The sequence below is a fragment of the Salmonella sp. 3C genome (assembly GCF_025426275.1).
Classification (GTDB): Bacteria; Pseudomonadota; Gammaproteobacteria; order Enterobacterales; family Enterobacteriaceae; genus Salmonella; species Salmonella enterica.
Window position 1 is genome coordinate 3,584,676 of record NZ_CP104858.1, and the last position, 26,610, is coordinate 3,611,285.

At 51.0% G+C, this 26,610-nt stretch carries 31 protein-coding genes and 2 pseudogenes; 24 read left to right on the forward strand and 9 right to left on the reverse strand.

Annotation, left to right across the window (positions count from 1 at the left end):
* Positions 1-2 precede the first annotated feature (2 nt).
* Positions 3-1,439 (forward strand): alanine/glycine:cation symporter family protein, encoded by a 1,437-nt coding sequence (locus N7E69_RS17045; RefSeq protein ID WP_000893202.1) that lies wholly within the window; start codon positions 3-5, stop codon positions 1,437-1,439.
* A gap of 77 nt (positions 1,440-1,516) precedes the next feature.
* Here the strand turns inward: N7E69_RS17045 and pncB are convergent, their stop codons facing one another.
* The 9 genes and pseudogenes from pncB to N7E69_RS17090 form a co-directional block, all read right to left on the reverse strand.
* Entirely contained in the window at positions 1,517-2,719 is a 1,203-nt protein-coding gene (gene pncB, locus N7E69_RS17050; RefSeq protein ID WP_000191404.1) for a nicotinate phosphoribosyltransferase, read from the reverse strand.
* Between the two features lie 194 nt (positions 2,720-2,913).
* Positions 2,914-4,206, reverse strand: coding sequence for a tyrosine-type recombinase/integrase (locus N7E69_RS17055; RefSeq protein WP_001262311.1), 1,293 nt, complete (start codon positions 4,204-4,206; stop codon positions 2,914-2,916).
* A gap of 44 nt (positions 4,207-4,250) precedes the next feature.
* Positions 4,251-4,499 carry an excisionase Xis gene (gene xis, locus N7E69_RS17060; RefSeq protein ID WP_000065276.1) on the reverse strand — a complete coding sequence of 83 codons (249 nt, stop codon included), beginning with the start codon at positions 4,497-4,499 and terminating at the stop codon, positions 4,251-4,253.
* Between the two features lie 40 nt (positions 4,500-4,539).
* Positions 4,540-4,779: a DUF4060 family protein gene (locus tag N7E69_RS17065; protein WP_001237031.1), complete on the reverse strand. Its 240-nt coding sequence runs from the start codon at positions 4,777-4,779 to the stop codon at positions 4,540-4,542.
* 42 nt (positions 4,780-4,821) lie between these two features.
* Positions 4,822-5,981: pseudogene (locus tag N7E69_RS17070) on the reverse strand (RecT family recombinase).
* Entirely contained in the window at positions 5,944-9,132 is a 3,189-nt protein-coding gene (locus N7E69_RS17075) for a RecE family exodeoxyribonuclease (protein ID WP_000394220.1), read from the reverse strand. The pseudogene N7E69_RS17070 and the gene N7E69_RS17075 overlap by 38 nt, the downstream one beginning before the upstream one ends.
* A 140-nt stretch (positions 9,133-9,272) precedes the next feature.
* Positions 9,273-9,443, reverse strand: a complete 171-nt coding sequence (locus tag N7E69_RS17080) for a YdaE family protein (RefSeq protein ID WP_000917690.1) — start codon at positions 9,441-9,443, stop codon at positions 9,273-9,275.
* Positions 9,436-9,591: pseudogene (locus N7E69_RS17085) on the reverse strand (hypothetical protein); the annotation flags it as partial. The gene N7E69_RS17080 and the pseudogene N7E69_RS17085, both read right to left, overlap by 8 nt.
* 250 nt (positions 9,592-9,841) lie before the next feature.
* Positions 9,842-10,246, reverse strand: a complete 405-nt coding sequence (locus tag N7E69_RS17090; protein ID WP_001009036.1) for a transcriptional regulator — start codon at positions 10,244-10,246, stop codon at positions 9,842-9,844.
* A 129-nt stretch (positions 10,247-10,375) separates the two neighbouring features.
* Between N7E69_RS17090 and N7E69_RS17095 the strand changes: the two genes are divergently transcribed.
* From N7E69_RS17095 to N7E69_RS17205, 23 genes are all read left to right on the forward strand, one after another.
* A complete protein-coding gene (locus N7E69_RS17095) occupies positions 10,376-10,612 on the forward strand; it encodes a transcriptional regulator (RefSeq protein WP_000869364.1) in 237 nt (78 codons plus the stop codon).
* Positions 10,578-10,952: a CII family transcriptional regulator gene (locus N7E69_RS17100; protein ID WP_001574095.1), complete on the forward strand. Its 375-nt coding sequence runs from the start codon at positions 10,578-10,580 to the stop codon at positions 10,950-10,952. Before N7E69_RS17095 ends, N7E69_RS17100 begins: the two co-directional genes overlap by 35 nt.
* A gap of 84 nt (positions 10,953-11,036) precedes the next feature.
* A complete protein-coding gene (locus N7E69_RS17105; protein WP_000062941.1) occupies positions 11,037-12,020 on the forward strand; it encodes a replication protein in 984 nt (327 codons plus the stop codon).
* 2 nt (positions 12,021-12,022) lie between these two features.
* On the forward strand, positions 12,023-12,772 hold the full coding sequence (locus N7E69_RS17110; protein ID WP_000800010.1) for an ATP-binding protein: 750 nt from the start codon (positions 12,023-12,025) through the stop codon (positions 12,770-12,772).
* 10 nt (positions 12,773-12,782) lie between these two features.
* On the forward strand, positions 12,783-13,130 hold the full coding sequence (locus N7E69_RS17115; protein WP_000113623.1) for a DUF977 family protein: 348 nt from the start codon (positions 12,783-12,785) through the stop codon (positions 13,128-13,130).
* Positions 13,127-13,651 carry an ead/Ea22-like family protein gene (locus N7E69_RS17120; RefSeq protein WP_000065105.1) on the forward strand — a complete coding sequence of 175 codons (525 nt, stop codon included), beginning with the start codon at positions 13,127-13,129 and terminating at the stop codon, positions 13,649-13,651. Before N7E69_RS17115 ends, N7E69_RS17120 begins: the two co-directional genes overlap by 4 nt.
* Positions 13,651-14,124, forward strand: a complete 474-nt coding sequence (locus N7E69_RS17125) for a class I SAM-dependent methyltransferase (protein ID WP_000445793.1) — start codon at positions 13,651-13,653, stop codon at positions 14,122-14,124. The genes N7E69_RS17120 and N7E69_RS17125 overlap by 1 nt, the downstream gene beginning before the upstream one ends.
* Before the next feature lie 3 nt (positions 14,125-14,127).
* Positions 14,128-14,700, forward strand: coding sequence for a DUF550 domain-containing protein (locus N7E69_RS17130; RefSeq protein ID WP_000208074.1), 573 nt, complete (start codon positions 14,128-14,130; stop codon positions 14,698-14,700).
* A gap of 515 nt (positions 14,701-15,215) precedes the next feature.
* The gene (locus tag N7E69_RS17135) at positions 15,216-15,455 is read left to right on the forward strand and encodes a DinI family protein (RefSeq protein WP_001217670.1); all 240 of its coding nucleotides are present in this window, start codon (positions 15,216-15,218) and stop codon (positions 15,453-15,455) included.
* Between the two features lie 334 nt (positions 15,456-15,789).
* Positions 15,790-16,392 (forward strand): DUF1367 family protein, encoded by a 603-nt coding sequence (locus N7E69_RS17140; protein WP_000929791.1) that lies wholly within the window; start codon positions 15,790-15,792, stop codon positions 16,390-16,392.
* Entirely contained in the window at positions 16,392-16,598 is a 207-nt protein-coding gene (locus N7E69_RS17145; protein ID WP_001241019.1) for a hypothetical protein, read from the forward strand. The genes N7E69_RS17140 and N7E69_RS17145 overlap by 1 nt, the downstream gene beginning before the upstream one ends.
* A 2-nt stretch (positions 16,599-16,600) precedes the next feature.
* Entirely contained in the window at positions 16,601-17,212 is a 612-nt protein-coding gene (locus N7E69_RS17150; protein ID WP_001096559.1) for a recombination protein NinG, read from the forward strand.
* On the forward strand, positions 17,209-17,355 hold the full coding sequence (locus tag N7E69_RS17155; protein WP_001617856.1) for a YlcG family protein: 147 nt from the start codon (positions 17,209-17,211) through the stop codon (positions 17,353-17,355). Before N7E69_RS17150 ends, N7E69_RS17155 begins: the two co-directional genes overlap by 4 nt.
* Positions 17,345-18,142: an antitermination protein gene (locus N7E69_RS17160; protein ID WP_001047633.1), complete on the forward strand. Its 798-nt coding sequence runs from the start codon at positions 17,345-17,347 to the stop codon at positions 18,140-18,142. Before N7E69_RS17155 ends, N7E69_RS17160 begins: the two co-directional genes overlap by 11 nt.
* 404 nt (positions 18,143-18,546) lie before the next feature.
* Positions 18,547-18,888, forward strand: coding sequence for a phage holin, lambda family (locus N7E69_RS17165; RefSeq protein ID WP_162096904.1), 342 nt, complete (start codon positions 18,547-18,549; stop codon positions 18,886-18,888).
* Positions 18,889-18,890: 2 nt separating this feature from the next.
* Complete coding sequence (locus N7E69_RS17170; RefSeq protein WP_001005899.1) at positions 18,891-19,505, forward strand: glycoside hydrolase family 19 protein; 615 nt, start codon at positions 18,891-18,893, stop codon at positions 19,503-19,505.
* Complete coding sequence (locus tag N7E69_RS17175; RefSeq protein ID WP_001050813.1) at positions 19,502-20,053, forward strand: DUF2514 family protein; 552 nt, start codon at positions 19,502-19,504, stop codon at positions 20,051-20,053. Before N7E69_RS17170 ends, N7E69_RS17175 begins: the two co-directional genes overlap by 4 nt.
* Entirely contained in the window at positions 20,043-20,456 is a 414-nt protein-coding gene (locus N7E69_RS17180) for a hypothetical protein (protein ID WP_000403520.1), read from the forward strand. The genes N7E69_RS17175 and N7E69_RS17180 overlap by 11 nt, the downstream gene beginning before the upstream one ends.
* A 61-nt stretch (positions 20,457-20,517) precedes the next feature.
* A complete protein-coding gene (locus N7E69_RS17185) occupies positions 20,518-21,492 on the forward strand; it encodes a terminase small subunit (protein WP_001118137.1) in 975 nt (324 codons plus the stop codon).
* A complete protein-coding gene (locus tag N7E69_RS17190; protein ID WP_000179870.1) occupies positions 21,482-22,753 on the forward strand; it encodes a hypothetical protein in 1,272 nt (423 codons plus the stop codon). Before N7E69_RS17185 ends, N7E69_RS17190 begins: the two co-directional genes overlap by 11 nt.
* Positions 22,753-24,183, forward strand: coding sequence for an anti-CBASS protein Acb1 family protein (locus tag N7E69_RS17195; RefSeq protein WP_001150142.1), 1,431 nt, complete (start codon positions 22,753-22,755; stop codon positions 24,181-24,183). Before N7E69_RS17190 ends, N7E69_RS17195 begins: the two co-directional genes overlap by 1 nt.
* Positions 24,155-25,030: a hypothetical protein gene (locus N7E69_RS17200; protein ID WP_001084016.1), complete on the forward strand. Its 876-nt coding sequence runs from the start codon at positions 24,155-24,157 to the stop codon at positions 25,028-25,030. The genes N7E69_RS17195 and N7E69_RS17200 overlap by 29 nt, the downstream gene beginning before the upstream one ends.
* The gene (locus tag N7E69_RS17205) at positions 25,031-26,605 is read left to right on the forward strand and encodes an NUDIX hydrolase (protein ID WP_001099363.1); all 1,575 of its coding nucleotides are present in this window, start codon (positions 25,031-25,033) and stop codon (positions 26,603-26,605) included.
* Positions 26,606-26,610 lie beyond the last annotated feature (5 nt).

Below are 26,610 nucleotides of genomic sequence, written 5' to 3' on the forward strand. Positions count from 1 at the left end.
TTATGTTAGAGCAACTTTCACAACTCTTTGAATTTCTATGGGGTGGCCCATTATTTTTGTGTGTTATCGGCATTGGCTTTTATTTCACAGTACGCCTCAAATTTTTCCAGATTATCAATTTAAAAGAAATTTACCGTAATACAATTGGTACACTTGCCGGAAAAAATAAACAAAACACTACTGGCGAGGCAGCGTCTAAAAAATCCTTAAAATCAATAGAGGTGGCTGCCACTGTGCTATCCGGCTCATTAGGCGCGGGAACGATCGCAGGTGTTGCTGCGGCTATTGCGGTTGGCGGACCTGGGGCAATTTTCTGGATGTGGATCATTGCGGTCGTGGGTATGATGACCAAAATGGTTGAAGTGACGCTGGCGGTGAAATACCGAAGTAAAGGTGAGAATGGCGAATATTATGGCGGCCCAATGCATTATATTAAGAAAGGGCTCAATAAAAAATGGCATCCCCTGGCAGGATTATATGCGTTTGCATTAATGATTCTGGTTATTACGGATGCCTGTTTTGTGCAAACTAATACGATGGCGGCGGTCATTCACTATACGTTTGAAATCCCAACAAGCGTCATCGGGGGATTTATTGTCATCGTAGGCGTGTTGGTTATTTTAAAAGGACTCTCCAGTCTTGGTAAATTCTGTACGATTGCACTTCCACCGATCACCATTGCCTATTTCATTGGTGCCGCTGGTGTAGTGGTATTGAATATCGAGGCTATCCCACAGGTTATAAAAAGTATTTTCTATTATGCCTTTGCCCCTGCGCCAGCAGTCGGTGGCTTTGTCGGGTCAACCATCATGATGGCCATCAGTAAAGGAGCCAGTCGCGGAATATTCACTAACGAAGCCGGCATGGGTACCTCGGCCACAGTACATGCTACTGCCAACGTGGATTATGCTTTCCGTCAGGGAATGTGGGGGGCAGTGGAAGTATTTTTTGTCTCAATGATTACCTGTAACTTTACCGCATTTGCTGTACTTGCTTCTGGTATGTGGACAGACGCCAGTTATCAAGGTATTCAGATTATCTTTGCCGCCTTAAAAGAAACATGGCATCCGATTATTGTTCAGGTTCTCTGTCTCGGTGTGGCGTTGATTCTGTTTACTTCTTATCTTGGTTCATATATTAAATTTCGCACTTCGATAAACTATATCTTTGGCGATAAGCTAGAACGCATCATTAAATGGCTATATTTTTTGCCGCCACTGATTGCCGTTAATATGGAAATCCCGGTAATCTGGTTAATGGCTGATATTGCTGTCGGTTTTCTGGTTATCCCCAACGTAATTGCTCTGTTCTTGCTGCGTAAAGAATTTATTAGCGAATTCAATTTATTCAGAACGCGTACACAGCGGGACACTCATTCTGAAAAAACAACGCAAATTACGCACGTAAATATGTCGAAGAGTGAAGGGAAAGAGGAGTAACCATCGCGGCCAGAACAGGTAAGATGGTCAGAAGAGTAACAAAGCGCCCACTTTCCGGGCGCTTCGCACAGGCATGGTTAACTTGCTTTACGCACCTGCGGGAGATCGAACGCTTTACGCAGCGCGCGCACAAACGCTTTATCATGACAGATCGTTTTACCGGGGCTGTCGGAAAGTTTAGCCACCGGCTTTCCGTTACATTCCACGAGCTTAATCACGATATTGAGCGGTTTTACCTGAGGGATATCGCAGGTCAGGCGGGTACCGATGCCGAAGCTTAACTGCACGCGAGAGGCGAAATGGCGATAGAGCTCGACCGCCTTTGGCAGATCAAGGTTATCTGAAAAGACCAGCGTTTTTGTCAGCGGATCAATCCCCAGCTTTTCATAATGGGCAATCGCCTTTTCGCCCCATGCGACAGGGTCTCCTGAGTCGTGGCGTAACCCCTGATAACGGCTGGCGAATTCAATGCCGAAATCGCGTAAAAACGCATCCATTGTAATGCAATCTGTCAAGGCGATACCAAGCTGGTCCGGATATTCGTTAAGCCAGGCGGCCAACGCGGCACGCTGGCTGGTCGCCAGGTCCGGACTGATTTGTTGATGCGCCTGGAACCATTCGTGCGCCTGAGTGCCCATCGGCGTCAGCGCCAGGCGACGCGCGAGATCATAGTTGCTGGTGCCGACGAACCATGACTCCTGCTGGAGACGTTTAACTATCGCCTGCTGCACTTCACGAGAGAAACGGCGGCGGGTGCCGAAGTCCATCAGGTGGAAGCGGGACATATCGAGATTGGCGGTTAACGCAGTGAAATCAACCAGCTTACTTTCCAGCGCGTCGAGCGCCTGATCAACGCCCGCGTTTGGCGAGCGGTAGTGATGAACCAGCTCACTGATCACGGCCAGCAGCGGCACTTCCCACATAATGACTTCACGCCACGGGCCGGTTAAGCGAATATTCAGCTTGCCGTTATCGTTGGTGACACAGACTTGAGCTGGGTTATAGCGAAACTCGCGTAACCAGTTCAGATAATCCGGTTTAAAAAAGGGCAGGCCGGAGAGCCACTGGAACTCGTCCTCCTGGAGGCGCAGGTGCTGCATCGCGTCCACCTGCTCGCGAATAGCATCGGCATAAATACCCAGCAGGTCGTCGCCACGGCAACGAAACTCAGCCGCTACCTGCACATCATAGTAGTGGTGAAAAACGGCTTGCTGCATATGCAACTTATAAGCATCTGTATCCAGCAACGAGTGCAGAACAGGAGAAGCGAATTGTGTCATAGGTGCGCTGTTGCGTCCTCTCACGGGAGCGTTTAGTACAATAAACAACTAAGAAAACCGCTGGAGTATACCTTGTTTAGCGATTTATTGAACCCCGATCACACCATAAGCTGTCTTTAGGGTCGAGCGCATTTCGTGCCCCATGTTATAAAAATGTAGCGATGCGACTGCTAACCCCTTGAATTTAAGGATTTCTACTGCGCTGCTACCATGCTTTGGGGCAGTGATGGGGCATAGCGGGAAAGTGCCTGGTTGAGCAGAGAAACCTGTTCTGCGCTCTTCTCTGACATCCACTTTCCATACACCTTGTAAACCATCTGTGCATCGGTATGCCCCATCTGCGTTGCTATAAAGTTTGGGTTAGCACCAGCTGATAATGACCAGCATGCATAGGTATGTCGTGACTGATACGCGTTACGGTAACGAATGCCGGCACGCTTGATTATCGGGGCCCAAATTTTATTAATGGAATTAACCGCGTAGTGATATCCTGTGCGAGGTCCACGTTTGACGCATTGAGGGCTGAATACGAACGTGCAGGGCTGAATGACAGATTGTCCATATTCCCGCAACTTCACTTCAACCTCAAACTGCCGGCCAAGGCGTGTCAACTGGGCCTGATTCCTCAGGGCATCAATAGCTGGTTGAATGAGATATATCACCCTGTCAGTACCTGCGTTGGTTTTTGGCAGGGTGAACTCATCCGTCTGGGTAAGGTTGCGCTTCACAATGATCGTCCCGGCATGCAGATCGATATCTTCCCAGGCCAGACCGCACAACTCCCCATGCCTCATTCCGGTATAGACTGCCAGTGACCAGAGATTTCTCATCTGCTGGTGTCCGCATGCCTGGATAAACCTGATGAACTCGTCTGTCGTGAGTGGATCTGGTTCCCCTTTCGCTTTCTTGAGACGGTTAATTCCGCTAAACGGGTTTTCCTTTGCATAGCCGTTATCTGTTCCAAACTGGAAGATCTCGGCCATCAGCATCATGTAATTATTCACTGTGGACGATTTCCGGCCTTTAACCTGAGTCCGGTGATCCTTCTTCATTACCTGAAAGCCCGTCAGCAACTCCTTCCTGACATACAGCAAATCCTCAGTAGTCACCGCAGAAACCATTTTGTTTTCGCCGATGAGTGGAAGCATGTTTTTTATGATAGATTCGTACCTACTCATGGTATTAGAGCTGATCTCCATTCTCTTCAGCTCGGACCATCTTTCGGTAAGCTCCAGCACAGTAATTTCCTTTCTATCCTGACCGAACCGGGCAAGGTTCGGTGAGTTTGGGAATTTTTCCACATAGTTAAAATTCCCCATCCTTATCGCAAAACAAACCGAAGAACGCAGTTCGCCAGCTATCTTGCGATTTTTTGCAGTGTCAGGGATACCAAGGTTTTCCCTGACACGTTTACCTTTATACAGAAACCAGATGCGGAGCGAACCGCCGTGGTTTTCGACGCCTGTCGGGTATGATGCATTAGCCATTAATCCCTCCTGACGTCCAGGAGCATTGACGAGTGTACTGCTTTTCATGTTGTCTTCGCACCTGGTTGATTTTTTTTCTGCGCCTCGATCCACTGATCAACGGCTTCTCTGTTGTATATGCATTCGCTCGAAGGCTTCGGATTTCCGTCTGGTGAAATGTGCAGGTACTCGCGGCCCAGCATCCAGGATTCTTTTCTGGCGCGGGTAATGGTTCCGGGCTTAAGCCCGGTAACCGCAATCAGAACTTTTTCGCTAACCCACTTGTTTGGCGTCAGTTGGATAATGTTGCTCATCGTTTTCTCCAGTGGCCCCGCAGCGGGCCATCGCTAATATTCAGTTTGCCTGTGCTGGCAGATTTCTAAGTTTCCGGACGCCGATCATTGCGGTGGCTACGTAGCTGGTGGCCCGGTTAACTACTTCAACAGGCACCTTTACGCCATCCACTACAACGGTGTAATTGGTAACGTGCTTTTGTCTGCCGTAATCGCCGAACTTTTCATGATGCGCCGCCAGTGCAACATCACATGCGCGACGGCCCAATGGCGATTGCTTACTGCGATTTATAAGGCGCATAAAACCTCCTCAGGCGGGAGGGCGTAACCCCTCCCGATGCAATTAGCCGATGTATTCCGGTTTCATATCGTCCAGGGTGACGCGGTACTTATCGTGCAGTTCGTCGCCAAGATGACGTTTAGCAGCGCCAAGCGTGCTTTCAGCTTTAGCAAACATCTCTGCGGCTTCCGGTTCGCCAGGGTTTGGAATTGAGTTGATCACTGCCTCGACTTTGTTCTGTGCATCGACCTGGTAATAGCGCTTCACTGCTTTGTTTTTTAATTCGGTGAACAGCGCAGTACCCAGCAACGCTTTCTGTGATTCGATATCCGCACGGATTGCTTTTGCCTGATCAACGGAACTTGCTGTATCAATGCGTTCGCGAAGATCGTCGGCAACAGCATCAACGTTAGCTGCCGACTCCTGCGCGCTGGTCCTGGTGCTAACCTCGCTGGTGATTTCCTGTACGCTCATGCGCTGGACTGGAGCAGGGTTAATCTCGCGTTCTTCTCGTTGCTCAACCTCATCAGGGCTGTACACGCCGAGGATCACTTCCGGGCAGTACAGGCGAGCCCAATATTTAACGCCCAGATAGGCAATTTGCTGTTTAGGGTTTGAAACCCATAGCGGAGAATTGCGGGTAACAACGCCGGAGAGGTAAAGAGGTTCTCCCCAGGTGATTTCAGATTCACCTCGCAGAATGGCACCAACCTGAACGAACAGGCCGATCTCGTCCTCATCTGTCCAGCCACGAACGCGCTCAGTGACGGTGTACTTCCCATTTTTACCGTTTTTATCGCGTGTGATTTCCTGTGTCCTGGTGCAGCGCTCCCAGTCACACCCCCATAGCGGTAATGAAAACGGCCATGAATGGCACTGGAGCTTGCGATTACTGAGTTGACCAGTTGTGCCTCGTAACCAAGAACACCGTTAACCAGGTGTGTTTTCTGCGCCACAGCGTAAGGGTTCATGCCCCATTGCATAGCCTGCATGACGATAGCCATACAGTCGGCTGGTTTCCCTGCAAGGTGTGCCGGTACCGTTACCTTTGAGTCTGCCATCAGGTTAGCGAAAGCTGTTAACTGACCTAGTGCCTGAACGTTAAAAATTGCGTTACTGGCAGAAATGGTGTTTGGTGCCTGCTGCTCAGTGGTAACAATATTTGTGTTTTCCATGATTTTCCCCTTATGCCTGTACGCGCAACGCTTCAAGGCGGCGCACATCAAAATCGTTCAGTTCGTCGGTGTAGTCTTCTGTGATAGGCGCTGACCATTCACCAGTGTCGAAGCCGTTTGCTATCTCTCGCATTGTTTTGCGGTATTCCAGCATGCCAAGTTCCAGCAACTCGGTAGACGCCTCAATGATGGCGACCCAGTGGTAGTTCTCGTCTTTGTTGACGAAAATCCAGAAAAACTGGTCCAGCGCCGCAGTTTCGCAGTACATGGCCGCGCTCAGGTGATAGTCCCGATCGATGATTTCCCGGTGCAACTTCGCACGCAGGCCTTCCTGCTTGATGTTCCACATGCTAATAGTTTTCAGGTCGGCGCCAATGCGCAGGCCGCCCATATCGAGCTCAAGGTCAGGGCGTACCCGAACTTCCAACCCGGTTTCCTCATCAATCCCAAAATAGCTAACCTCGACAGCGCGGCTTGGGTGAGTCAGCAATTTGCCGGCGGTCGGGTGCTCCAGCAGGGCTTTCTGAATGTTCAGCGCGGTGCTGAGCTGTTGGCGGGTGACCAGCACTTTCCCTTCGGTGTTCTCCCGCCACGCATCCAGCAATTCGTCGGCGAATACCGCTGCCGGGTTGACTGATTTCACGGCCTGAATCAGATCGGCCTTCGTGCCAGAGACTTTCAACGGCGACGATTTTTGCGCTTCCTGAGCGACCAGGTCAGGGTTGATTATTGCCAGTTGCTCCAGCAGCGCGTCACGGCTGCCGCTGGTTTTAACCGGCGCGGGCAGGGTAGCGTTGTACTCTTTGATGCAGGCTTTCATCGCCGTGGCTGTATGTTTGGTGCCGTTTTCAATGCGCTGGAATTCTTCGGGAAGCTGCTCATACGATGCATAGGTTTCATCTACCGAAGCTCCAAGCGGCATCTGCGACGGCAGGGTGGCGTTGTACTCTCCCAGCAGCGCTTTGATATCGTCAGCACTCAGCAGCGCTGGCAGGCTGGCGTTGTGCGCGTCGATGAACTCGCGCAGGGTGGCGGTGGTGGTGAAAGCACCCTCAGGGATCTCCGGCTCTACGCTGAACTCTGCTTCGAGGTTTTCCGGCTGTAGAGCCAGAACATGTACCAGGTTGCCCATATCAAGCACTGGAGAGCGCTCTTTGACGATAGTCTTCTCTACGTGACGCGCGTTAAAGTACATCAGCGACACGCGAGCATCTTTCACCTGAGTTGAGCTGATCCCGTTGGCGGCGTGGTAAACCTCGTTTGGTACACCTTCATAGCGGCCCGGCTCGAAGTATTCCGGCCAGGCTGCTTCTGGCTCTTCTTGTTGCGATTCCGGTACGTTTTGTTGCGCCTCAGGTTCAGATTGGCTCACAGAATCGTTGTTCTGGTGCGTCTCAGCCTGATTCTGGTTCTCTACGGTAACTGCTTCTTTACCAGTACCCAGATCGCCTTCGCCTGCCTGCACCGCATCACCAGCCTGTTTTTCATCACTGTCAGCTTTTTGAACCTGCACATTGCTGGTGGTCTCCGGATTCGTTTCTGTGCCATGAGTTGATGAGTTCTGCATTAAAGCGGACACGTCGAAAATACCGTTGCCGACATTTTTAACCAGTTCAGGTTCGGTGGTCGGATGGCTTGTCTCGGTTTTCACCCATTTTGGGTCGTTCGGGTCGCTGATGCCTTCCACATATTCACCGCGCGCGGCTGCCAGTTGTTTACCAACATCAACCGGGTTTTTGGGTGGAATGTTTTTACGTGCTTCGTACAGTTCTGCCCGTATTTTCTGGTAGCCTGCTTCTGTCTGGCTTACAGGTGGCTCATTCTCCAGCGGCTGCGGGTCCGGATGATGTTCAATTGTGTCCTGTTCCACTGCTTCAGGCGTTGCTGGTTCATCTGCCAGTTCGCCTGCTGGTTGTGGTTTTTCTTCATCACACTGAAATCTCCCTGCCTCAATATCCCGCAGACATTTACCCGCCTGACGAAGCCTTGCTGCATTTTCTTCATGGGTTGTTGGGGTGTTATCAGGCGCATATTCGTACCAGTCCGGATCGCGAACACCATGAACGGCAAGAAAGCTTTCGCACCACGTCCGGCGAAGATCAGGATTACCGTTATGTACGGCCTTTGGTGCCTTGCGTACCAGGTCAATAATGGTCTGTCGGTCGTAGCCTTTGATGTCGGGGATAATGCCCACTGTCATCGACATTCGCTTCCAGTCTTCCCGGTCTTCGGCGATGATACGTTTTGCAAAATCCATTGCAGGACGCAGGTTATTCAGATCCAGCTCCTCACAGAAACCACAGGCGAGCTCATAGTTAATCGTTCTGTGTGTCGGTTTTTCGCTACGGCGTGGACGTTCTGGCTTATTTACGTCGGCGACAATTACTTTATGTGGCCCGGATTTTTTAACGGGTGCTGGTTTATTCTTCAGGCGTTCAGCCCATTCCTTAACCAGCAGGCCGCGGTTAATGTGTTCAGCACTGAACCATTCCTTAAAAAACTTAATAGTGGTGCATAACTCAGGCACTTTTCCATCGACAGGAAATACCTGTTTATGCGCATTCACTGCTTTGTGAATATCGTGCTCGATAGCTTTCTTGAACGCTTCAACATTCTCGGCGGCAAGCAGCAGGTTCTGGACATATGAATTATCGGTGTCCATTTCGAGACGTAGAATTTCTTTTTTCTGGGAGGCGTCGACGTGATAAAGATACTCACCTTCACCTATGTGCTGAGCAAGAACGCGGTGACGGAGGGGCATAGTTGCGACAACAGTCAGCTCGGGGGCTGGGGTAGGGCTGTTGCCTTTGTTCTCAAAATTTTCGGAGTGGTCTTCCAATACCTCGCCTGTTTCGGTATCAACACCGTCAACGATGTGCTGGCGGGCCACGGCGGCGGCTTCAGATGATGGCAGGGTGACGCCGGGGATTTGTTCCCAAGTCATGCCATCTTCACCGAGGCGATAATAATTAGTGAAGGTAAAACTTATTTCACCTTCCGGCGGCAGCTCGTTGACTACCGGAAAATTGGTGCGGATCGGCCTTGCATAATCCTTACCGCGGCCGGTTTCAATTTCAGCATCTTCCAGAACGACATCCAGCATAAGGTTGGCGCGCGCTTCTGATTTTGCAGTGAACCAGACCGTCGCATCTTGCTTTCCGGATTTCTGCGTAGCTTTTACTACATAGAAAAATTCCATGTGAGATCCTCTTTTTTAGATGTAAGATCCCCGGGCCAGAGATAGCGCCCATTGGGTGAACTTTGGTTTTTTGTGTAGTTTTCCGGTGGAACTTTGGTCGGTGTCACCGGACGTATGGGCCGCCTTGCGCGGCTTTTGCGTTAACTTTCGTGCGCCATTTGGTCGTATGAGGCACAACGTACAGAGCAGTAATCGCGCTCTTCATGTGTCAGCTGCGCGCCGCGAATCAGCATCAGCTCGTTTTTTACTTCTTTGCCTTGCTCAATCGGCTTTCCACACAGGTGGTAAGCGCATGTCTTTTGTTTAAGCATCCGGATCTCCTTTCTGCGCCAGCAGGTAGCAGAGGCGGCGGATTAAAACCTCAATCCGGTTGAGCGGGAAGGCCTGCTGTCGAGCTGGTTTACGTGCGAAATCAATCATTCTCACCCTCGTTTGCCTTATCGCCGGCCAGCGGAACGTTTATCACCTGCTGCGCGTTAACCTTGCCATCTCATCCCGGTCTTCGTATGCCCCGGGCGGCTACTTCGTGGGCGTCCTGCCTTGATGACTCGTTGCTGCGGTTGATAGGTTAAGTATTATCGATTTAATCGATACATGTCAATTAAATTTGATGATTAATTTTACAGGGAAGATTAAGAAAGCGAGATGTGGGTGAATTAATGACATAAAAAAACCGCCAGTTAAGGCGGTTAGTAGTTTTAAAGCTGGTTTAGCGAGAAGGAGGCTCGATTTTTCTGCGTCTTTGGTATTCAGCCATGAAATCGTCTAGTTCTTGAAGTCTGGTGCCTGCCAGCTCAATAAAACGGTCTTGTTCAACAGTCGGTAGCTGATCAAATATTTCTAAGAGCCGCTTTTGTCGGTCATTGAGATCTGTTGGACCACCTTGTGTTAGACGTTCAGGCACATCCGATTCATCATCATCCTCCATGAAGAACCAATACAACGGCTTACCCGTGGCCTTAGGTAACAACTCTAAGATATCTTTTCGGGGAAGAATGCCGGACTGACACCAACCATTAACTGATTGAGAGGTAGCGCCGACTCTACGACCTAACTCAGATTGGGTGATCCCAGTCTCATTAAGCACTCTTTGTAAACGCTCTCCAAAGTTCATTTTTCGTTCTCGCACAATTACATGGTTTCATTATACAGATTTTTTCTGTAGGTATGGCTATCGAAATAATTTGACAGTATCGATTAAATTTGAATAATTGGTTGTATCTTCACTCAATGAGACCGACCAATGAAAGTAACTGTTCAACGCAAGATCCTTTCCGTGTGTAGCCAGGCTGAGTTGGGACGCCGACTTGGTCGCCGTGCTCAGACCGTTAACGGCTGGTTTAAAAACAAAGTTCCCGGCGAACTTGTAGTTCGAGTGGCAAGAGCTATTGACTGGAAAGTCACCCCACACGAACTGCGTCCTGATCTCTACCCAAACCCAACCGATGGCTTACCAAGCCAAGAGGCATCAGCCAAATAACCATAGAGGATATTTACCCATGGAGAACGCAATTGCACGAAAGTTAGACCCACCAGAAATCAACCCGATTGAGATAGAGAGTGTCCTGCTCAACCGGCTTGCATCAGTAGGGCAGAAATCATACGCCGAGCATATGGGCATCAGCGAGTCGACAGTCAGTAGGCGTAAAGCTGAGGGATATTTCTGCAACATGGCGAAAGAGCTGGCTTTTCTTGGGATTCAGGCCGCGCCACCGGAAGCGGTACTGGTATCCAGAAACTATCTCACAGCCGTAGAGATTCTCGCTGATGCCGGGCTAAAGGCTGAACGAGCCAGGCCGGATGCGCTGGGGTGGGACTGAAAATGACAGCAACCAAAAAGGCGAAAGCCGCGGTGAGGGGTCACCAACGGCTTTCTGGTGCAAAAACGGTAGGTAATTGCGGAGATGAGTATGTCAAATACCGCTGAAATATACAAATTCCCTGCGCCGATACCGACGCAACAGGAGTGCCGTATGGCTGATCTGGAAAATGGCTATTTACGTTTAGCTAATCAGATCCAGGACGCCTTGTGTATCGTTGAACTATCGGGGCGTGAGTTCCGTGTTTTGAATGCGATTATCCGGCTGACTTATGGCTGGTCGAAAAAATCAGATCGTATTGCCAACAGCCTCATTGCAGATAAGACAACACTGAAGGTAAAGCATGTATCCGAAGCGGTGCTGAGTCTTGCCTATCGTAACATCATTATCCTGCGCCGTATTGGTCAAACAAGATACATAGGGATTAATACAAACCTGGATAAATGGGCTTATTCCAAGCCACATTGCTCAAAATGTCCGGTGTCTTTTCCTGATGATGAAATTGCCACATGGATTATTTCTGTACCCGAAACCAGGGATAGTTATCCCCGAAAAGGGGGAAGGGCATCCCCGAAAACGGGGATAGTTATCCCTGAAAACAGGGATAGCGTTTTACCCCATTCAGCCATCCCTGAAAACGGGGATAGTTATCCCCGAAAAGAGGGAAGGGCATCCCCGAAAACAGGGAACACCAAAGACATTATTCCAAAGACAAATATAAAAGATCTAACCCCCTTTAATCCCCCTAAGGGAAAAGTGAAGTTTGATCCGTTGAGTATTCCTGTTCCCGAATGGCTGAATGCTGCGTCGTGGAACGAATGGGTCACATACCGCCAGCAATCCGGAAAGCCCATAAAAACCGAACTGACGGTAACAAAAGCTTTCAGGCTTCTGAAGGAGTGCCTGGATGAAGGCCACGATCCGGTAAACGTCATCAACACAAGCATTGCCAACGGCTACCAGGGACTATTCAAACCGAAGTTCGCTCTCAACGACCGAAGAGCTGGCAGAGATGTGAACCACATTTCTGCGCCAGACAAAACCATTCCTACCGGATTCAGGGGGTAACGATGAAAAACGTAATCGGTACTGGCAGTGCGCTTGATCGCCTGAAAAGAATTATCCCAGCCAGTGTGCAGCCGAAATTCTCGACTGCTGATGAGTGGCGGGCATGGCAGGAAGCCGAAGGGCGTAAACGCAGTGAAGAGCTTGACAGGATGAATCAGAAATCCCGCACCGAGAAGATTTTCGGGCGATCTGGCATTCAGGATCTCCATCGTAGCTGTACGTTTGCTAACTACGAAGTAAGCGGGGAGGGGCAGCGAAAAGCGTACACGATGGCAAAAAGTTATGCCCAGAACTTCGGTAGTGGATTTGCGAGCTTTGTGTTCAGCGGTGGTCCGGGAACCGGGAAAAACCATCTTGCGGCGGCAATCGGAAATCATCTGCTGGCCGGCGGTCATAGCGTTCTGGTGGTAACCATTCCTGACCTGATGCTCAGGGTTCGTGAGTGCTACGACGGTGGGCAATCAGAAGCGTCCCTGCTTGATGACCTTTGCAAAGTTGACCTGCTGGTACTGGATGAAGTCGGTATTCAGCGCGGGAGCAGTGGTGAGAAGGTCATTCTCAATCAGGTTATCGATCGCCGTCTCTCATCGATGCGACCTGTTGGCGTTCTGACGAATCTTAACCACGAGGGGCTGTTGGATTCACTGGGCGCGAGGGTTATCGATCGCCTCCAGATGGACGGAGGGATGTGGGTGAATTTTGACTGGGAAAGCTACCGGAAAAACGTTAGCCACCTCCGGATTGTGAAATAAGGGGTTAAAAATGGCCCGACCTAAAACACACAGCGAACGGATGATTATTCTTGAGCGGATTATCGGTCTGGTGAAAGAGCAGGGGCGCATCACGACGAACGACGTCGTTGCGATTTTTGGCGTGCACCGAACCACGGCGGAGAAATATCTGCGTATCGCGCTGGAGCGAGGCGGCTTCATTCGTCATGGCCGCTGCGGCATTTTCCGAGACCAGCGTGCGGTGATTGATTATGACCTCAGGCGATACAGCAGTAGTCAGGTAACGGGATTTTCAGCGCTGCCGGTGCTGGAGAAAAGCCCGGTAATGCAGGTTTATGGAGCATCCAAAATGAGCATCAACAAGGGGGGAGCCCAATGAGCAACATCGACAAACGGGCGCTTCGTGAAGTGGCTGAGAGGGCTACGCCGGGGAATTGGCGCCGCACCTCATCACTGTTCAATGGCATCACGGTAACGCCATTTTCTCTTTGCGGTGAAGAAGTGACGTTGGCCCATACTGTTGAGAAACGTGACGCGGAATTTATCGCCGCAGCCAACCCCGCCACCATGCTGGCGCTGCTGGATGAGCTGGAAACCAAAGAGGAACAGCGCGCCAATTGGTTTCGGATGGCGCAGAAGTTAGGCGAGGATTTGGATACAGCAGAACGCCTCATAGCCGAACTGGACCAACGCCTGATTGAATACGCGGGAATTGCAACCCGTGAGGCTCGCCGGGTGGCAGAACTGGAGGCGCGGAAGGTCAACCTGTCAAAACTCAGCGTTGGAGAAGTCATGCACATGACCGGATTCAGCCGGGATTATGCCGAGGGTTGGTGTGCTGGTAATGATAATGCGATACACGAAATACGCACCGCTGGCATCAAGGTTAAGGAGTCGTGATGGAATCGCAATCTATTCTGGATATGTGCTGCGGCTCGCGCGTGTTTTGGTTTAATAAGCGCGATGAACGCGCCGTATTCGCCGATATCCGCGCCGAGGAGCATATATTGTGCGACGGTCGCCGCCTAGTCATCAGTCCTGACCTCATTGCTGATTTTCGTGCGCTACCGTTCGCTGATGCGTCGTTTCCGGTCGTGGTGTTTGATCCGCCTCACCTGGAACGTGTCGGCCAAACGGCCTGGATGGGCAAAAAGTACGGGAGACTCAACAAAAAAACATGGCGTTCTGACCTCCGCGCCGGATTCAAAGAGGCGTTTCGGGTGCTGAGGGCACACGGCGTTCTCATTTTCAAATGGAACGAAACGCAGATTCCGGTTAGCCAGATTTTGGCGCTTACTGACGTGAAACCAATTATTGGCCAGCGCACCGGCAAGAACGATAAAACCCACTGGATTATTTTTGTGAAGGACTAACCCATGACCACTATTACCAAAGAATGGCTACAGCAAACCATCGCTGAATTTGAAAACACTCGCGATGATATTCCGTTTGGCCTGAGCGATGACGACGCCAAAATTCTTATTGTGCTGAAGCGTGCGCTGGCATCGCTGGAACGAGAACAAGTTCGCCATGAACATGCTGACTGGTCTGATGCCACATTCGGCGATGTTGGCCCCATCGGTCCACTGAAGCACCTCTCAAAAGAAGCATTGGAAACTGCCGCAGAACTTGGCGACCTGAGCGAATGGGCTGATATGCAATTCCTGTTATGGGATGCACAACGCCGCGCTGGTATTACTGACGAGCAGATTGCCCTGGCGATGGTGGAAAAGCTGGCGGTGAACAAGAAGCGCGAATGGCCTGAACCGAAAGACGGCGAGCCACGACTGCATATCAAAGAGCAGCCAGTGCCGGTAGTGCCGGAAGAATGTCCGGAAGAAATACGCGACCTGATGGCTTCACATTCTGATGCGCTTTTCAACGACGACGATGCGCAAGAAATTTGGAACGCTTGTCGCGCTGCCATGCTCAACGGAGGTAAATCGTGAAACACCTATATGCCGGTCCTGTGATCGGCATTAGTGCAAAATCAAAAAATACGAATCAGTGATTTGTAATCAACATTTCTTAGGTTTGTAGATATGCGAATAATAACCAGGAAGAAACCTGCGTTCACTGACCTGTACCAGACTGGTGTTCTGACGCGTATAGCAGCCGTTAAGACTGACAGTGGCGGCTGGCGCCTGTTTGGAGTGTGGCGTGATCAGGATATCGCTGTATTTGTGGAAGCGGCGCGCGGCGGCATCCGGGAATGGTCCGGTTTAAATTATCTGGCTGAGTTTGTGTTCAGTTGCGGCATTAGTCTCTGGGAGGTTCACAACAAGACGGATCGGAAAACTCCGGCATGAAGTGTTGCGTCATAACCCGCTGCGGCGGGTTTTTTCGCCTAAAATCTGATATGAAACAACATGCTAGCTTTTGCAAAAAGTGCTATTCACCTCTTGAATATTCTTTCTAACAGGTATACTGTGTTTATATACAGTAGTTAAATGTAGAGGGAATTATGAGAATTGAACTTGTTATCAGCCGGACAAAACAGCTTCCGGAAGGTGCCGTTCCTGCACTTGAAAAAGAATTAATTACCCGTCTCCAGAATCAGTATGAAAACTGCAACTTAACCATCCGTCGAGGCAGTCAGGATGGCCTGAGTATCGTCGGTGCTGCTGATGGCGATAAAAAACGTATACAGAGCATTCTGCAGGAAACGTGGGAAAGCGCTGACGACTGGTTTTATGCATATTAAGCATCGTGGAGTCGCAGACGTTTCCAGAAATAAAGTCAGTGTGACGGGGGGTTACATGTTAGAAGACTTACCAGAATCAGGGTATGCGGTTATACGTTGTTACGATCATTGTGTAGTGGCAAGGTTCGGTAGTATTCCGGATAGCGGACGCGCCCTGATGTATCGTCGTGGTGACGAGATATCTTTTGTTCCCCTTCACCCTGATGACATAGTTGGAACTCCAACATTATTTACGCAAATGTTAGAAAAGGCAGGCTATCGAATTACCCGTTGCTTTGATACACTTCAAATGTAGGCCTGAACAACCTGCACCTGCTGCGCCACGGAGAACGCCATGGCGCACGAATTACAACTCATCAAGCAGTCATCTGGAATTCTGATCCCCGCAACGCCGGAGACCAGTGATATTCTGCAATCAAAAATCAAACTCGGCGCCGTGCTGGTGGCTGAGTTCCGTCAGGTGAGGAATCCTGCATTCCATCGCCGCTTTTTCGCGTTGCTTAATCTTGGGTTTGAATACTGGGAACCCACCGGCGGCGCCATTTCTGCCAATGAGCGCAAACTGGTAAACGGTTATGCAAAGTTTCTCGCTGCATATGGCGGGAATGAAAGCGCATTACTGGATGCGGCTGAACAGTATCTGGAACAGATTGCAAACCGCCGGGTAACAAACGGAATTAGCCTCTGTAAATCTTTCGATGCATACCGCGCATGGGTGACGGTTGAGGCTGGTCACTATGACGCCATCCAGTTACCGGACGGCACCCTTCGCAAACATCCCCGCAGCATCGCTTTTTCCAGCATGGATGAGGTCGAATTTCAGCAGTTGTATAAATCCGCGCTTGATGTGCTCTGGCGGTGGATTTTATCACGTACATTTCGTACTCAGCGCGAGGCGGAGAACGCCGCCGCCCAGCTCATGAGCTGGGCGGGGTGATGGCGATGAAATACTCCTGGTTCCATCATCACGACTGCACAACCGAGCAGGCCGACACGCTGATATCGGATTATCAGAAGCGGGGCGTAAGGACAGAAAAGAGCCTGAACCCTGACTTCATTACCTGGACTGTCAGCGCGAAATTACCAGAATATGCACACCGGGTGCGGACGCCAAAATCCTTACGCCAAAAGGTCTGGGGGTGAACATGGCTAAATTACCGCGCCGTAAGTGCGCAAACAAAGAATGCCGCCAGTGGTTTCACCCGATACGCGAGGGGCAGATCGTTTGCTCGTACCAGTGCGCCAGCACCGTCGGCAAAGAACAGACCAGAAAAGCTCGCGAAGCCGCGCAACGTAAGGCGCAATCCCTTCAGCGCGCCGCTGAGAAAAAAGAACGCGCCGCCTGGCGCCAGCGGAAAGCCGCGGTTAAGCCGCTGAAACACTGGATTGACTTGACGCAGCGCGCCGTAAATGACATTTGCCGCGAAACCGAACTGGCAGAAGGACTCGGTTGCATCTCCTGTGGAACGAAGACGGCATTCGCATGGCATGCAGGCCATTACAGGAGTACGGCCGCCGCCGGGCATCTGCGCTTCACTCGCTTCAACATCCATCTTCAGTGTGATGTCTGCAACGTCTACAAATCAGGGAACATCGAAGCATATCGTGCCGCGCTGGTTGAGCGTTACGGTGAGGCGGCGGTGCTGGCACTCGAGAACAATAACACCCCGCACCGCTGGACGGGCGAGGAGCTGAAGGAAATCAGGCTCGCGGCACTGTCGGATCTGCGTGCGCTAAAAAAGCTGGAGGCCGCATGAAACCAGAACTGATCGAGATACTCCGCATGCGCTGGTTGCGTCTCCGAATTTATCGATACCGGGGATCTTTTCCTGTGGCATACCGCATTCTTCGTAATTACGTCCGCATTGAAGCAAAACGGGAGCATCGAAATGAATCTTGAGTCCTTACCGAAATATTTTTCACCTAAATCCATGATGCCCGGCGCAGTACCATGCGGAATAACGTCTGATACGCTGACTATTACTGACGTAATGGCATCTCTCGGGCTACTTACTGCAAAAGCCGCAGTGGGTATTGAATTGTATCTGGCAAAAGCCGGGGTTTTATCTTCTGAAAATATCATCGCCTACATCAGGCAATTAGCAGAGCAGCGTGCAGAACGGCATGGGGCATTACGGAAAATGGAAAAGGGTAAGCGCTCAAAATTTCTCGACACTATGGCGCGTTATGTATTTCGCGATTATTCCCTCAGTGCGGCCAGCTTGGTGACGTGCAGTAGCTGTCATGGTGCTAAATTAATTGATGCTGAGGTTTTCACGAACAAGGTTACTTACCCGGATGGTAAGCCACCAAAATGGGTAAAAGATACGAAAGGTATTTCTCCGTCCGACTGGGAGGTGTGGAAATCAGTTCGTGAGCAGGTGCGTGTAGTGTGTAAGGCGTGTGATGGCAAAGGCCATGTGAAAAATGAATGTCGTTGCCGGGGACGCGGAGAAATTCTCGATAAGAAAAAATCTGAGTTGCAGGGCGTGCCGGTTTATAAAAAATGCCCAAGATTCAAGGGAAGAGGCTACCCACGTCTCAAAGATACCGAGATTTTTAAAGCACTAGGAGTAACGGAAATGGTATGGCGGTACAACTATAAACTGTTTTTCGATCGACTGGTGGAGCATTGCCATATTGAGGAGTCGTATGCAGAAAAGGTTCTGGGAAACGTGACTCGATGACCAAAATAATTTAGCTATTGCAAAATTAACGGAAAATGGCTAACCTGATTCCAACGATGGGTTATTACGCCTGTGACGTTACAAGAATTAAGAACCTCGCCTCGGCGGGGTTTTCTTTTATGGATTCCCGACGCCAATAAGACAAAGTGCGGGGAGTGATGCGGAGTCTACATGTTCCAGCCGACCGCAAAGCTCACACGGGCAGGACCACAATCTGATACCGCGATAGCTTTTGCTGATCGCGCCGGAGCGGTAACCGGCAACAATTTAAGCCTCGGTGATTGCCGGGGCTTTTCTGTTTGTGCCGTCCGGAATAATCCCTCTGAGTTTTGTCGTTAATCCACCGGGCGGCCTTCCTACTTCACACTGCGCCATCCGAGCTATCGGAGGTGAGGCTTATGAAAATGCACAACGATCCCCATTCCTGGCAGGGCTGGCTGGAGCTGTTCCAGAGCTGGTGGCGAGGAGATACGCCGCTGGGCGCTGTTCTGATGTCGTTATTTATGGCAGGCCTGCGTATTGCGTACTTTGGCGGTAGTGGTGGCTGGAAGAAAAAGACACTCGAAATTCTGCTTTGCGGCGCCCTGACGTTGACCTTCTCATCTGCGCTGGAATATTTCGGCTGGCCCAAGTCCCTGTCTGTTGCGATTGGTGGCGGCGTCGGCCTTATCGGCGTGGATGCGATCCGCGGCTTTGCAATGAAGTTTATCAGTGGTCGTATCGGTGGGGATAATAACAAGGTTTAATCATGAACGAGTCTCAATTTCAGCAGGCGGCTGGTATCAGCGCCGAACTGGCCGCACGCTGGTATCCACATATTACGGCGGTAATGAGCGAATTCGGTATTACTGCGCCACTGGATCAGGCCATGTTTATTGCACAAGCGGGACATGAATCAGCAGGATTTACTGTTCTGAAGGAAAGCTTCAATTATTCAGTGGAGGCGCTGAAGAAGACGTTTGGTAAACGCCTGACGCCGTATCAGTGTGAAATGCTGGAGCGTGTCGATGGTAAGCAGGTGGCCCACCAGCCGCAAATAGCAAATCTGGTTTACGGTAGCCGCATGGGTAACAAAGACGCCGGAGATGGCTGGAAGTATCGCGGGCGTGGGCTTATCCAGATTACCGGGCTGGAGAATTACACCAGATGCGGCGTTGCCCTGAAACTGGATCTGGTGGCGAATCCGGGACAGCTTGAGCTGGATCGTCATGCCGCCCGTTCCGCAGCGTGGTTTTTTGTGACTGGAGGGTGTCTGAAATACTCCGGCGACCTGGTACGCGTTACGCAGATCATTAACGGAGGGCAGAACGGCATCGGTGACAGGCGAGAGCGCTTTGAAAAAGCAAAATCGGTGCTGGTATGAATCTGTTACCTGTATTGCTTAAAAAATTCTGGAAGCCATTAGCAGAAATACTGCTGGTGGCTTTTTTGTTATGTGCTGGTGCGTACTGGTGTTATTCACGAGGTTATCAGAAGGCGGATACATCCTGGAAATTCCAGTGGGCGCAACGAGACCTTACTGATGCGACCACCGCATTACAGCGTGAAGTAGCCGAAAGAGCGAAAGAGCAGCGTCGCCAGCACGCCGCAGATGAAGAACGGAAAAGAGCTGATGAAGAACTGGCAAAAATACAGGCCGATGCTGATGCTGCTGAGCGTGCTCGCGGTGGGCTGCAACAGCAGCTCGCAACAGTACAACGGCAGCTCGCAGGAAGTGAAACCGGCAGGCTTTCCGCTCTTGCCGCAGCAAGCCAGGCAAAAGCCGAGACCGGAATACTGCTCGCCCAGTTGCTTGGCGAAGCTGACGATCTGGCGGGAAAGTTCGCAAAAGAGGCTGATGAGCGTTATGTCGCCGGAAGTACCTGCGAGCGCACCTACGACAAAGTAACGGGGAACAGTAATGGAAATTAAGTTGATTAAATACTGGAAGGTTGAATTATTTGAGGAACCAAAGGTTACTGCTTCTGTAATCAATGGAATTCTCCCCATTGAAGAAAGGAGCCCATTTTTAACAGGGTACTCAAACACCCAGTTCGACCTGCGAAAAGCTGTGATTAATGGGGAAGAGTTTATCACCCTGTGTTGTGATCCTGGTTCACTTCAAACTCGTTCCGTTCACATCAGCCGAATCCATGAATTTAAATGTACACCGATTTATGAGAGCGACGACACATTTCAGGAAGCTGCTAAGCCACTGATGAAATGGCTGGTTGAAAATGTGCACCCACATCATCAAGCCATTGTGACCAGTTCACATGCAGAGCTGCTGGAAAGTCAGATCGTGACTAAGACTGAAGAATTTCTGAAGGGATAAGGCATTACAGCAGGCATTCCCTGAGTGTCTGCGATAATGACAAACAGGCAGGTGATCAGATATGGCAAAACCGGACTGGGGAGCACTGCAACACCAGTTCCTCGCCGAGCATGCTAAATCCGGTATTTCCCCCAAAGACTGGTGTGAAGCGCAGGGACTGAATTACGCTACTGCCCGCCGTTACATCAAGAAACCGACTGCGCAAAGTGCGCAAAAAAATGCGCAGAAAAAAATGCGCACTGCGCAGGCAAAAAAAAGCGCAGAAAAACTTCTTAATAGTGAACTCACTCCCCAACAAAAACGCTTTGTCGCTGAATACCTCATAGACCAGAACGCAACAGCCGCAGCCGAACGTGCTGGTTACAGTGATGCAAGTTACGGAAGACAGCTCCTCACAGTACCTCACGTTGCGCAGGAAATTGCGCAGCAGCAAAGAGATTCACTGGTGCGCACTTTGGCGAGTGCAGATGAAGTACTCGAAAAGATGTGGCAGCTCGCTACGTTCGACGCTAACGAAATCTCGCAATATCGCCGTGGATGTTGTCGTTACTGCTGGGGATTTGGCTATCACTATCAGTGGCGTGATGTGGTCGAGTTCACTGAGCAAAAGGAAAAAGTCGCAGGAAAAGAGGGCGCGAAAGAACCGGACGATGCTGGTGGATACGGCTACAACCACAACCGCGAGCCTAACCCTGATTGTCCCCGATGTAATGGTGATGGTGTAGGACGACCTCATTTCGCTGATACCACCAAATTGTCCCCGATAGCCCGCCTTGCTTATTCCGGTACGAAACTGGTGAAGGGCGGTATCGAGATATCGACCATCAGTCGCGAAAAAATGTTTGAAGCGATTATGCGGCGCCTGGGGCTGGCTGAATCCGAACTGGCGCAACGGCTGCTGGATCTGGAAATCCGAAAACGCACCGCCGAAGCCGAACGTCTGGAACAGGAAGTTGAGCTTAAGCGTAAAGGCAAGGGCAAAGACGACGAGCCGACAGTGGTCATTAAACTGGTGAATTCTCCTGATGGCGACTGAACACGTTATTGAGTTCCTGCCGTTCCATGCAGGGCAGAAGAAAATTTACCGTTCACCTGCAAAACGAAAAGTCATTCGCGCCGGGCGCCGCTTCGGTAAAACCACGATGCTGGAGCAGGCTGGCGGAAACTGGGCGGCTCGCCAGATGCGCGTAGGCTGGTTTGCTCCGTCTTATAAAATCCTGTTGCCGTCGTTTAAGACCATCCGTGACCTGTTAAAGCCGATCACGATTAGTTCCAGTAAGACCGATTCGATTATTGAACTGATTGGCGGCGGTCTGGTTGAGTTCTGGACGCTGGATAATCCCGATGCCGGGCGCTCCCGAAAATATCACAAAGTCATTATTGATGAGGGCAGTCTCGTCAAAAAGGGCATGAGGGATATCTGGGAACAGGCCATTGAGCCGACGCTGCTCGACTTTGACGGCGATGCGGTGATGGCCGGTACGCCGAAAGGCGTTGATGACGAGAATTTTTTCTATCAGGCCTGTAATGATAAATCGATGGGCTGGGAGGAACATCATGCGCCGACTGCGGCTAACCCGACAATTAATCCGGCGGCGCTGGCCCGAATTATCGACGGTCGCCCTCCGCTGGTGGTTCAGCAGGAATACAACGCTGAATTCGTGGACTGGCGCGGGCAGAACTTTTTCAAGCTCGACTGGTTGCTGGAGAACGGCGCGCCTGTTGATTATCCGTTTTCCTGCGATACGGTTTATGGTGTCGTTGACTGTGCGCAAAAGGGAAAACTCCAGAACGACGGATCCGCGTGTATCTGGTTTGCGCTCGATAACCTGCCGTCGCCACACCTTATCATTCTGGACTGGGACATTATCCAGATTGACGGGTATTTCCTGAAAGACGTTGTGCCGCAGTGGGAAGGTAAAGCTAAACACCTTAGCGAAATCTGCCGCGCCCGTATGGGGACCACAGGCCTGTTTATTGAGGATAAGGCAACCGGCATCACCCTGTTACAGCAGGACGCTAACGAGGGCTGGAACGTCCACCCTGTCGACAGTGAGTTAACGTCACTTCCCAAAGAATCCCGCGCCATCAACATTTCTGGTTATGTGGCGTCCGGGAAGGTACGCATTTCTAAATACGCCTTTGACAAAATCGTTGAGTACAAACAGTCGAAGAAAAACCATCTTCTGACGCAGGTACTCCAGTTCATCATTGGTGAAGAAAACCTGGACGACGATCTGTTTGACTGCTTTAACTACGGCGTCGCGCTTGGTCTTGGTAACGGAGAGGGGTTCTGATGCAGGACGACGACGATATTTGCATGGGCAGCAATGCTGGCGTCCTCAGCAAGATTCTGGAGGGCGGGAGCATTGAACCCGGCGCGCAGGCGGGTTATGAGCTCTGCAAGCTGATTTATTTGTTTCATCCGCTGGGCGGAAAGATGGTCGACCGCCCGATAAAACTGGCGATGTCGGAACCGCGAACTGTACATGTTACTCGTGGACCTGAAAGGCGCCTGCGTGAAGCTTTCGAGCGCGAGTGGAAAGCGATTAAAGCCGATCGCATCATTGCCAATACAGCGCGCCAGTCCCGAATTTACGGTGTTGGCGCTGTGGTGATGCTTGTCGACGGAGAGCCAACGAACGAAGCTGCTGAGTTTGAGTCGCTGTATAAAAAGTCCATCACTTTTAACGTGCTGGACCCGATGAATACTGCTGGCTCAATTGTGATGAATCAGGATCCAAATTCCGCAGACTTTCAAAAGGTCGGGAATGTAACAGTCGCCAGTAAGCCATATCACCATAGCCGGTGCTGTGTGATGATGAACGAGGATCCGATTTATCTGGCCTACACGCCGTCATCCTTCGGCTTTGCCGGGCGCAGCGTTTATCAGCGTGCGCTGTATCCGCTGAAATCATTTATTCAGTCCATGCGCGCTGACGACATGGTGACGATTAAAGCCGGGTTGCTGGTGGCGTTCATCAAACAGGCCAGCTCTATCGTCAATAACATGATGCAGAAAATGTCCGGCATTAAGCGCTGGATGCTGAAACGCGGTGGCAATGGTGATGTATTGCAGGTAGGGGAACACGACAAAATTGAATCTCTCGACATGCAGAATCTGGAAAAACCGCTTGATACCGCCCGTAATCACATTCTGGCGAATATCGCGACGGCGGCAGACATGCCCGCGATTCTGCTCAACAGCGAGACGTTTACGCGCGGATTTGGTGAAGGAACAGAGGACGCAAAAGCGGTCGCCCAGTATATCGACGATGTGCGCAAAGATTTACAGCCGCTGTATGATTTTTTCGTTCGCATCGTTCAGTACCGGGCGTGGTCGCCTGAGTTTTTCGAGGCGCTGAAAAACGATTTGCCGGAATACAAAAGCATCAGTTGGGAGGCGGCTTTCAGTTCCTGGGTGAACAACTTTGATTACGTCTGGCCGTCATCGCTGAAAGAGCCTGAAAGCGAAAAAGTTAAAGTCGATGAAACACGCTTTAAGGCGATTACTGAGATGTTGACTGTGCTGTTGCCACAACTCACCAAAGACCCGCAAAACAGGGCGACACTCATTAAATGGGCCTGTGAGAACGCCAATATGAACGAAAACCTGTTTGCGGATCGTCTGGAACTGGATTACGAGCAGCTTGAACAAAATCCGCCGGATGTAACACCGCCTGGTGAGGGGAATTTTGATGAACTCCTTTCTGAAAGAGCTGCGTGACGCGATTAAATTCTTTCTGGAACATGGTTACAGCAGTGAAGAAAGTCTGATTATGTGGACTGAGCGCCTGCGTAATGCCACTGAGGATAAAATCGGCGGCGATGATTTTTACAGATATGTGTCCCGGCGTCTGACTGCTGCTTACGATCTGGAAGTTGGCCGGGAGAGGGCGCTTAAGCGTCATCCTGGCGTCAGCCGTTTCACACTGAATTATCTTGAACCAAAACTGCGGGCAGAGCTGGACAGGCGGATTATGGCTTCTGCCGACCTGATAAAGCTGAACCGTACACAAGCTGTTGACCGGACAATTCAGCGTTTCAGTGGCTGGGCAACCAGCATTCCTCCCATTACATCGATAAGTCCCGGTTTATCCGCTTCATCGCGTTCTGGCGTGGTTGCCACAAGCCAGCATATCGCCAAATTAGCGCGGCAGATTGATTTTGAACGGCGCCGCGTGATGGTGGACCAGACACATAAGCTGATTGCCAATATCGATAACATCATTGCGACCGATGGCGGGGCGATTGCGGCGGTGTGGCACAGCCACTGGCGCCAGCCCCATTATGACTATCGGGAACCACACAAAGACCGCGACCTGAAAACCTATGCGATACGCGGTAACTGGGCGTTGAAGAAAGGATTTATGAAGGCGGGGCCGGCTGGCTATCTCGATGAAATCACTCAACCGGGCGAAGAGGTATTTTGTCGTTGTTACCTGACATACATCTACAACGTGCGTAGTCTGCCGGATGAAATGAAAACCGAGAAATGGCGAAAATTTACTGAGGGGAATATGTCAGTCGGTCGCCGAACAGCAAATTTTGAAGGCTTCAGAAACGGAGGATAAGTGAACACCTACGCTGCCGGGATCCTGTTTAAGTCTGGCGGGAAAATATTTCTGGTTAAGCGTGGGGATGATGGTTCGTGGACGGTACCGGGCGGAAAACTCGAAGAGGGGGAGACGCCTGAAGCCGCGGCAAAGCGTGAAGTGCTGGAAGAATGCGGGTTTGATTATTCCGCACCGCTGACGCCTCATACCCTGATTGATGGCTATGTTACCTACCTCGCAGATGATGCTGAGCAATTCGACGCGGTACTGAACGATGAAAATCAGGCCTGTGGCTGGTTTTCTCCGGATGAACTGCCGGAACCGTTGCATCCCGGTATGGTGGCAATGCTTGATGCCGAACCACTCAATGAAAAGGACGTTGCCGGGCTTATTGCCGACGGGCAACTCACATCCCCGCAGTTTTTCAGAAATATGTACCTGTGGGCGCTGCGTATCACCGGAACGGGTGTTACCTGGCGTTCTAAGTTCAGGCAATACGCTTACCGTTCTCCCGAGAATTACCTCACTGATGATTTCCTCGCCCGGTGCTCTGGCCTGCCGGTGATCTGGCTGCACCCGGAGAAAAACACGCTGAACAGCGAGGAGTACGCCGCGAGGACTATCGGTGCGATTGCATTTGCCTGGATCCAGGGTGATGAGGTGTGGGGAATGGCCCGCATCTACGACACTGACGCCGCCACGATTCTTTCAACGCGGCAACTGAGTACATCCCCCACGGTGACGGGCGGCGATGACGTTCTGATCAACGTCGACGGCGAGCCGCTGCTGCTGGAGGGGAACCCTGTTTTACTGGACCACCTGGCTATTTGTGAGCAGGGCGTCTGGGACAAGCTGGGGGAACCGACGGGAGTTAAATCCGACACACTTTTGAACGAGGTCCAGAAAATGGATGAAGAAAAAGTATTAGCACTCATTAACCAGGCGCTGGACGCTCGCGAAGCCCGCGCAAAGGCCGACGCCGAGGAAAAAGCAAAAGCAGATGCTGAAGCAGCAGAAAAGGCGAAAGCTGATGAAGATGCCGCCCGTCTCAAGGAAGAGGAAGAAAAGGCGAAGGCTGACGCTGAAGCAAAGGCCAAAGCGGACGCGGAGGCAGAAGAAAAAGCCAAAGCGGATGCCGAACTGGAAAAAATCCGCGCAGACATGGAAGAAATGAAAAGTCGTGTACCGCAGGAACTCAGCGATGAAGAGCGCAATGAAATCGCTGATACCCAGTGTAAGGCCGACAGCGTGTTTGCTTCATTTGGTGAGCGCGCGCCGCAGCCGATGGCGGGAGAACGCGCTATGCCATACCGCCGCCGCATCATGACTCGCCTGCAAAAATATTCTTCAGACTATAAAGAAGTGGATCTGCATGCCATCGCAGACAGCCAGCTCCTGAGTATTGCGGAGAAAAAAATCTATGCCGATGCGCAGGCATCAGCGGCATCCAGTCTGGAGCCCGGCGCCGGGTTACGTGAAGTCATCCGCACCGACGCCACCGGACGCCGTATCAGTACCTTTATCGGCGATCCGTCCGCAACATGGGCACCGTTCCAGGCCGTCAGCCGCAAAGTCGCTGGCATCAAACAGTAATCAAC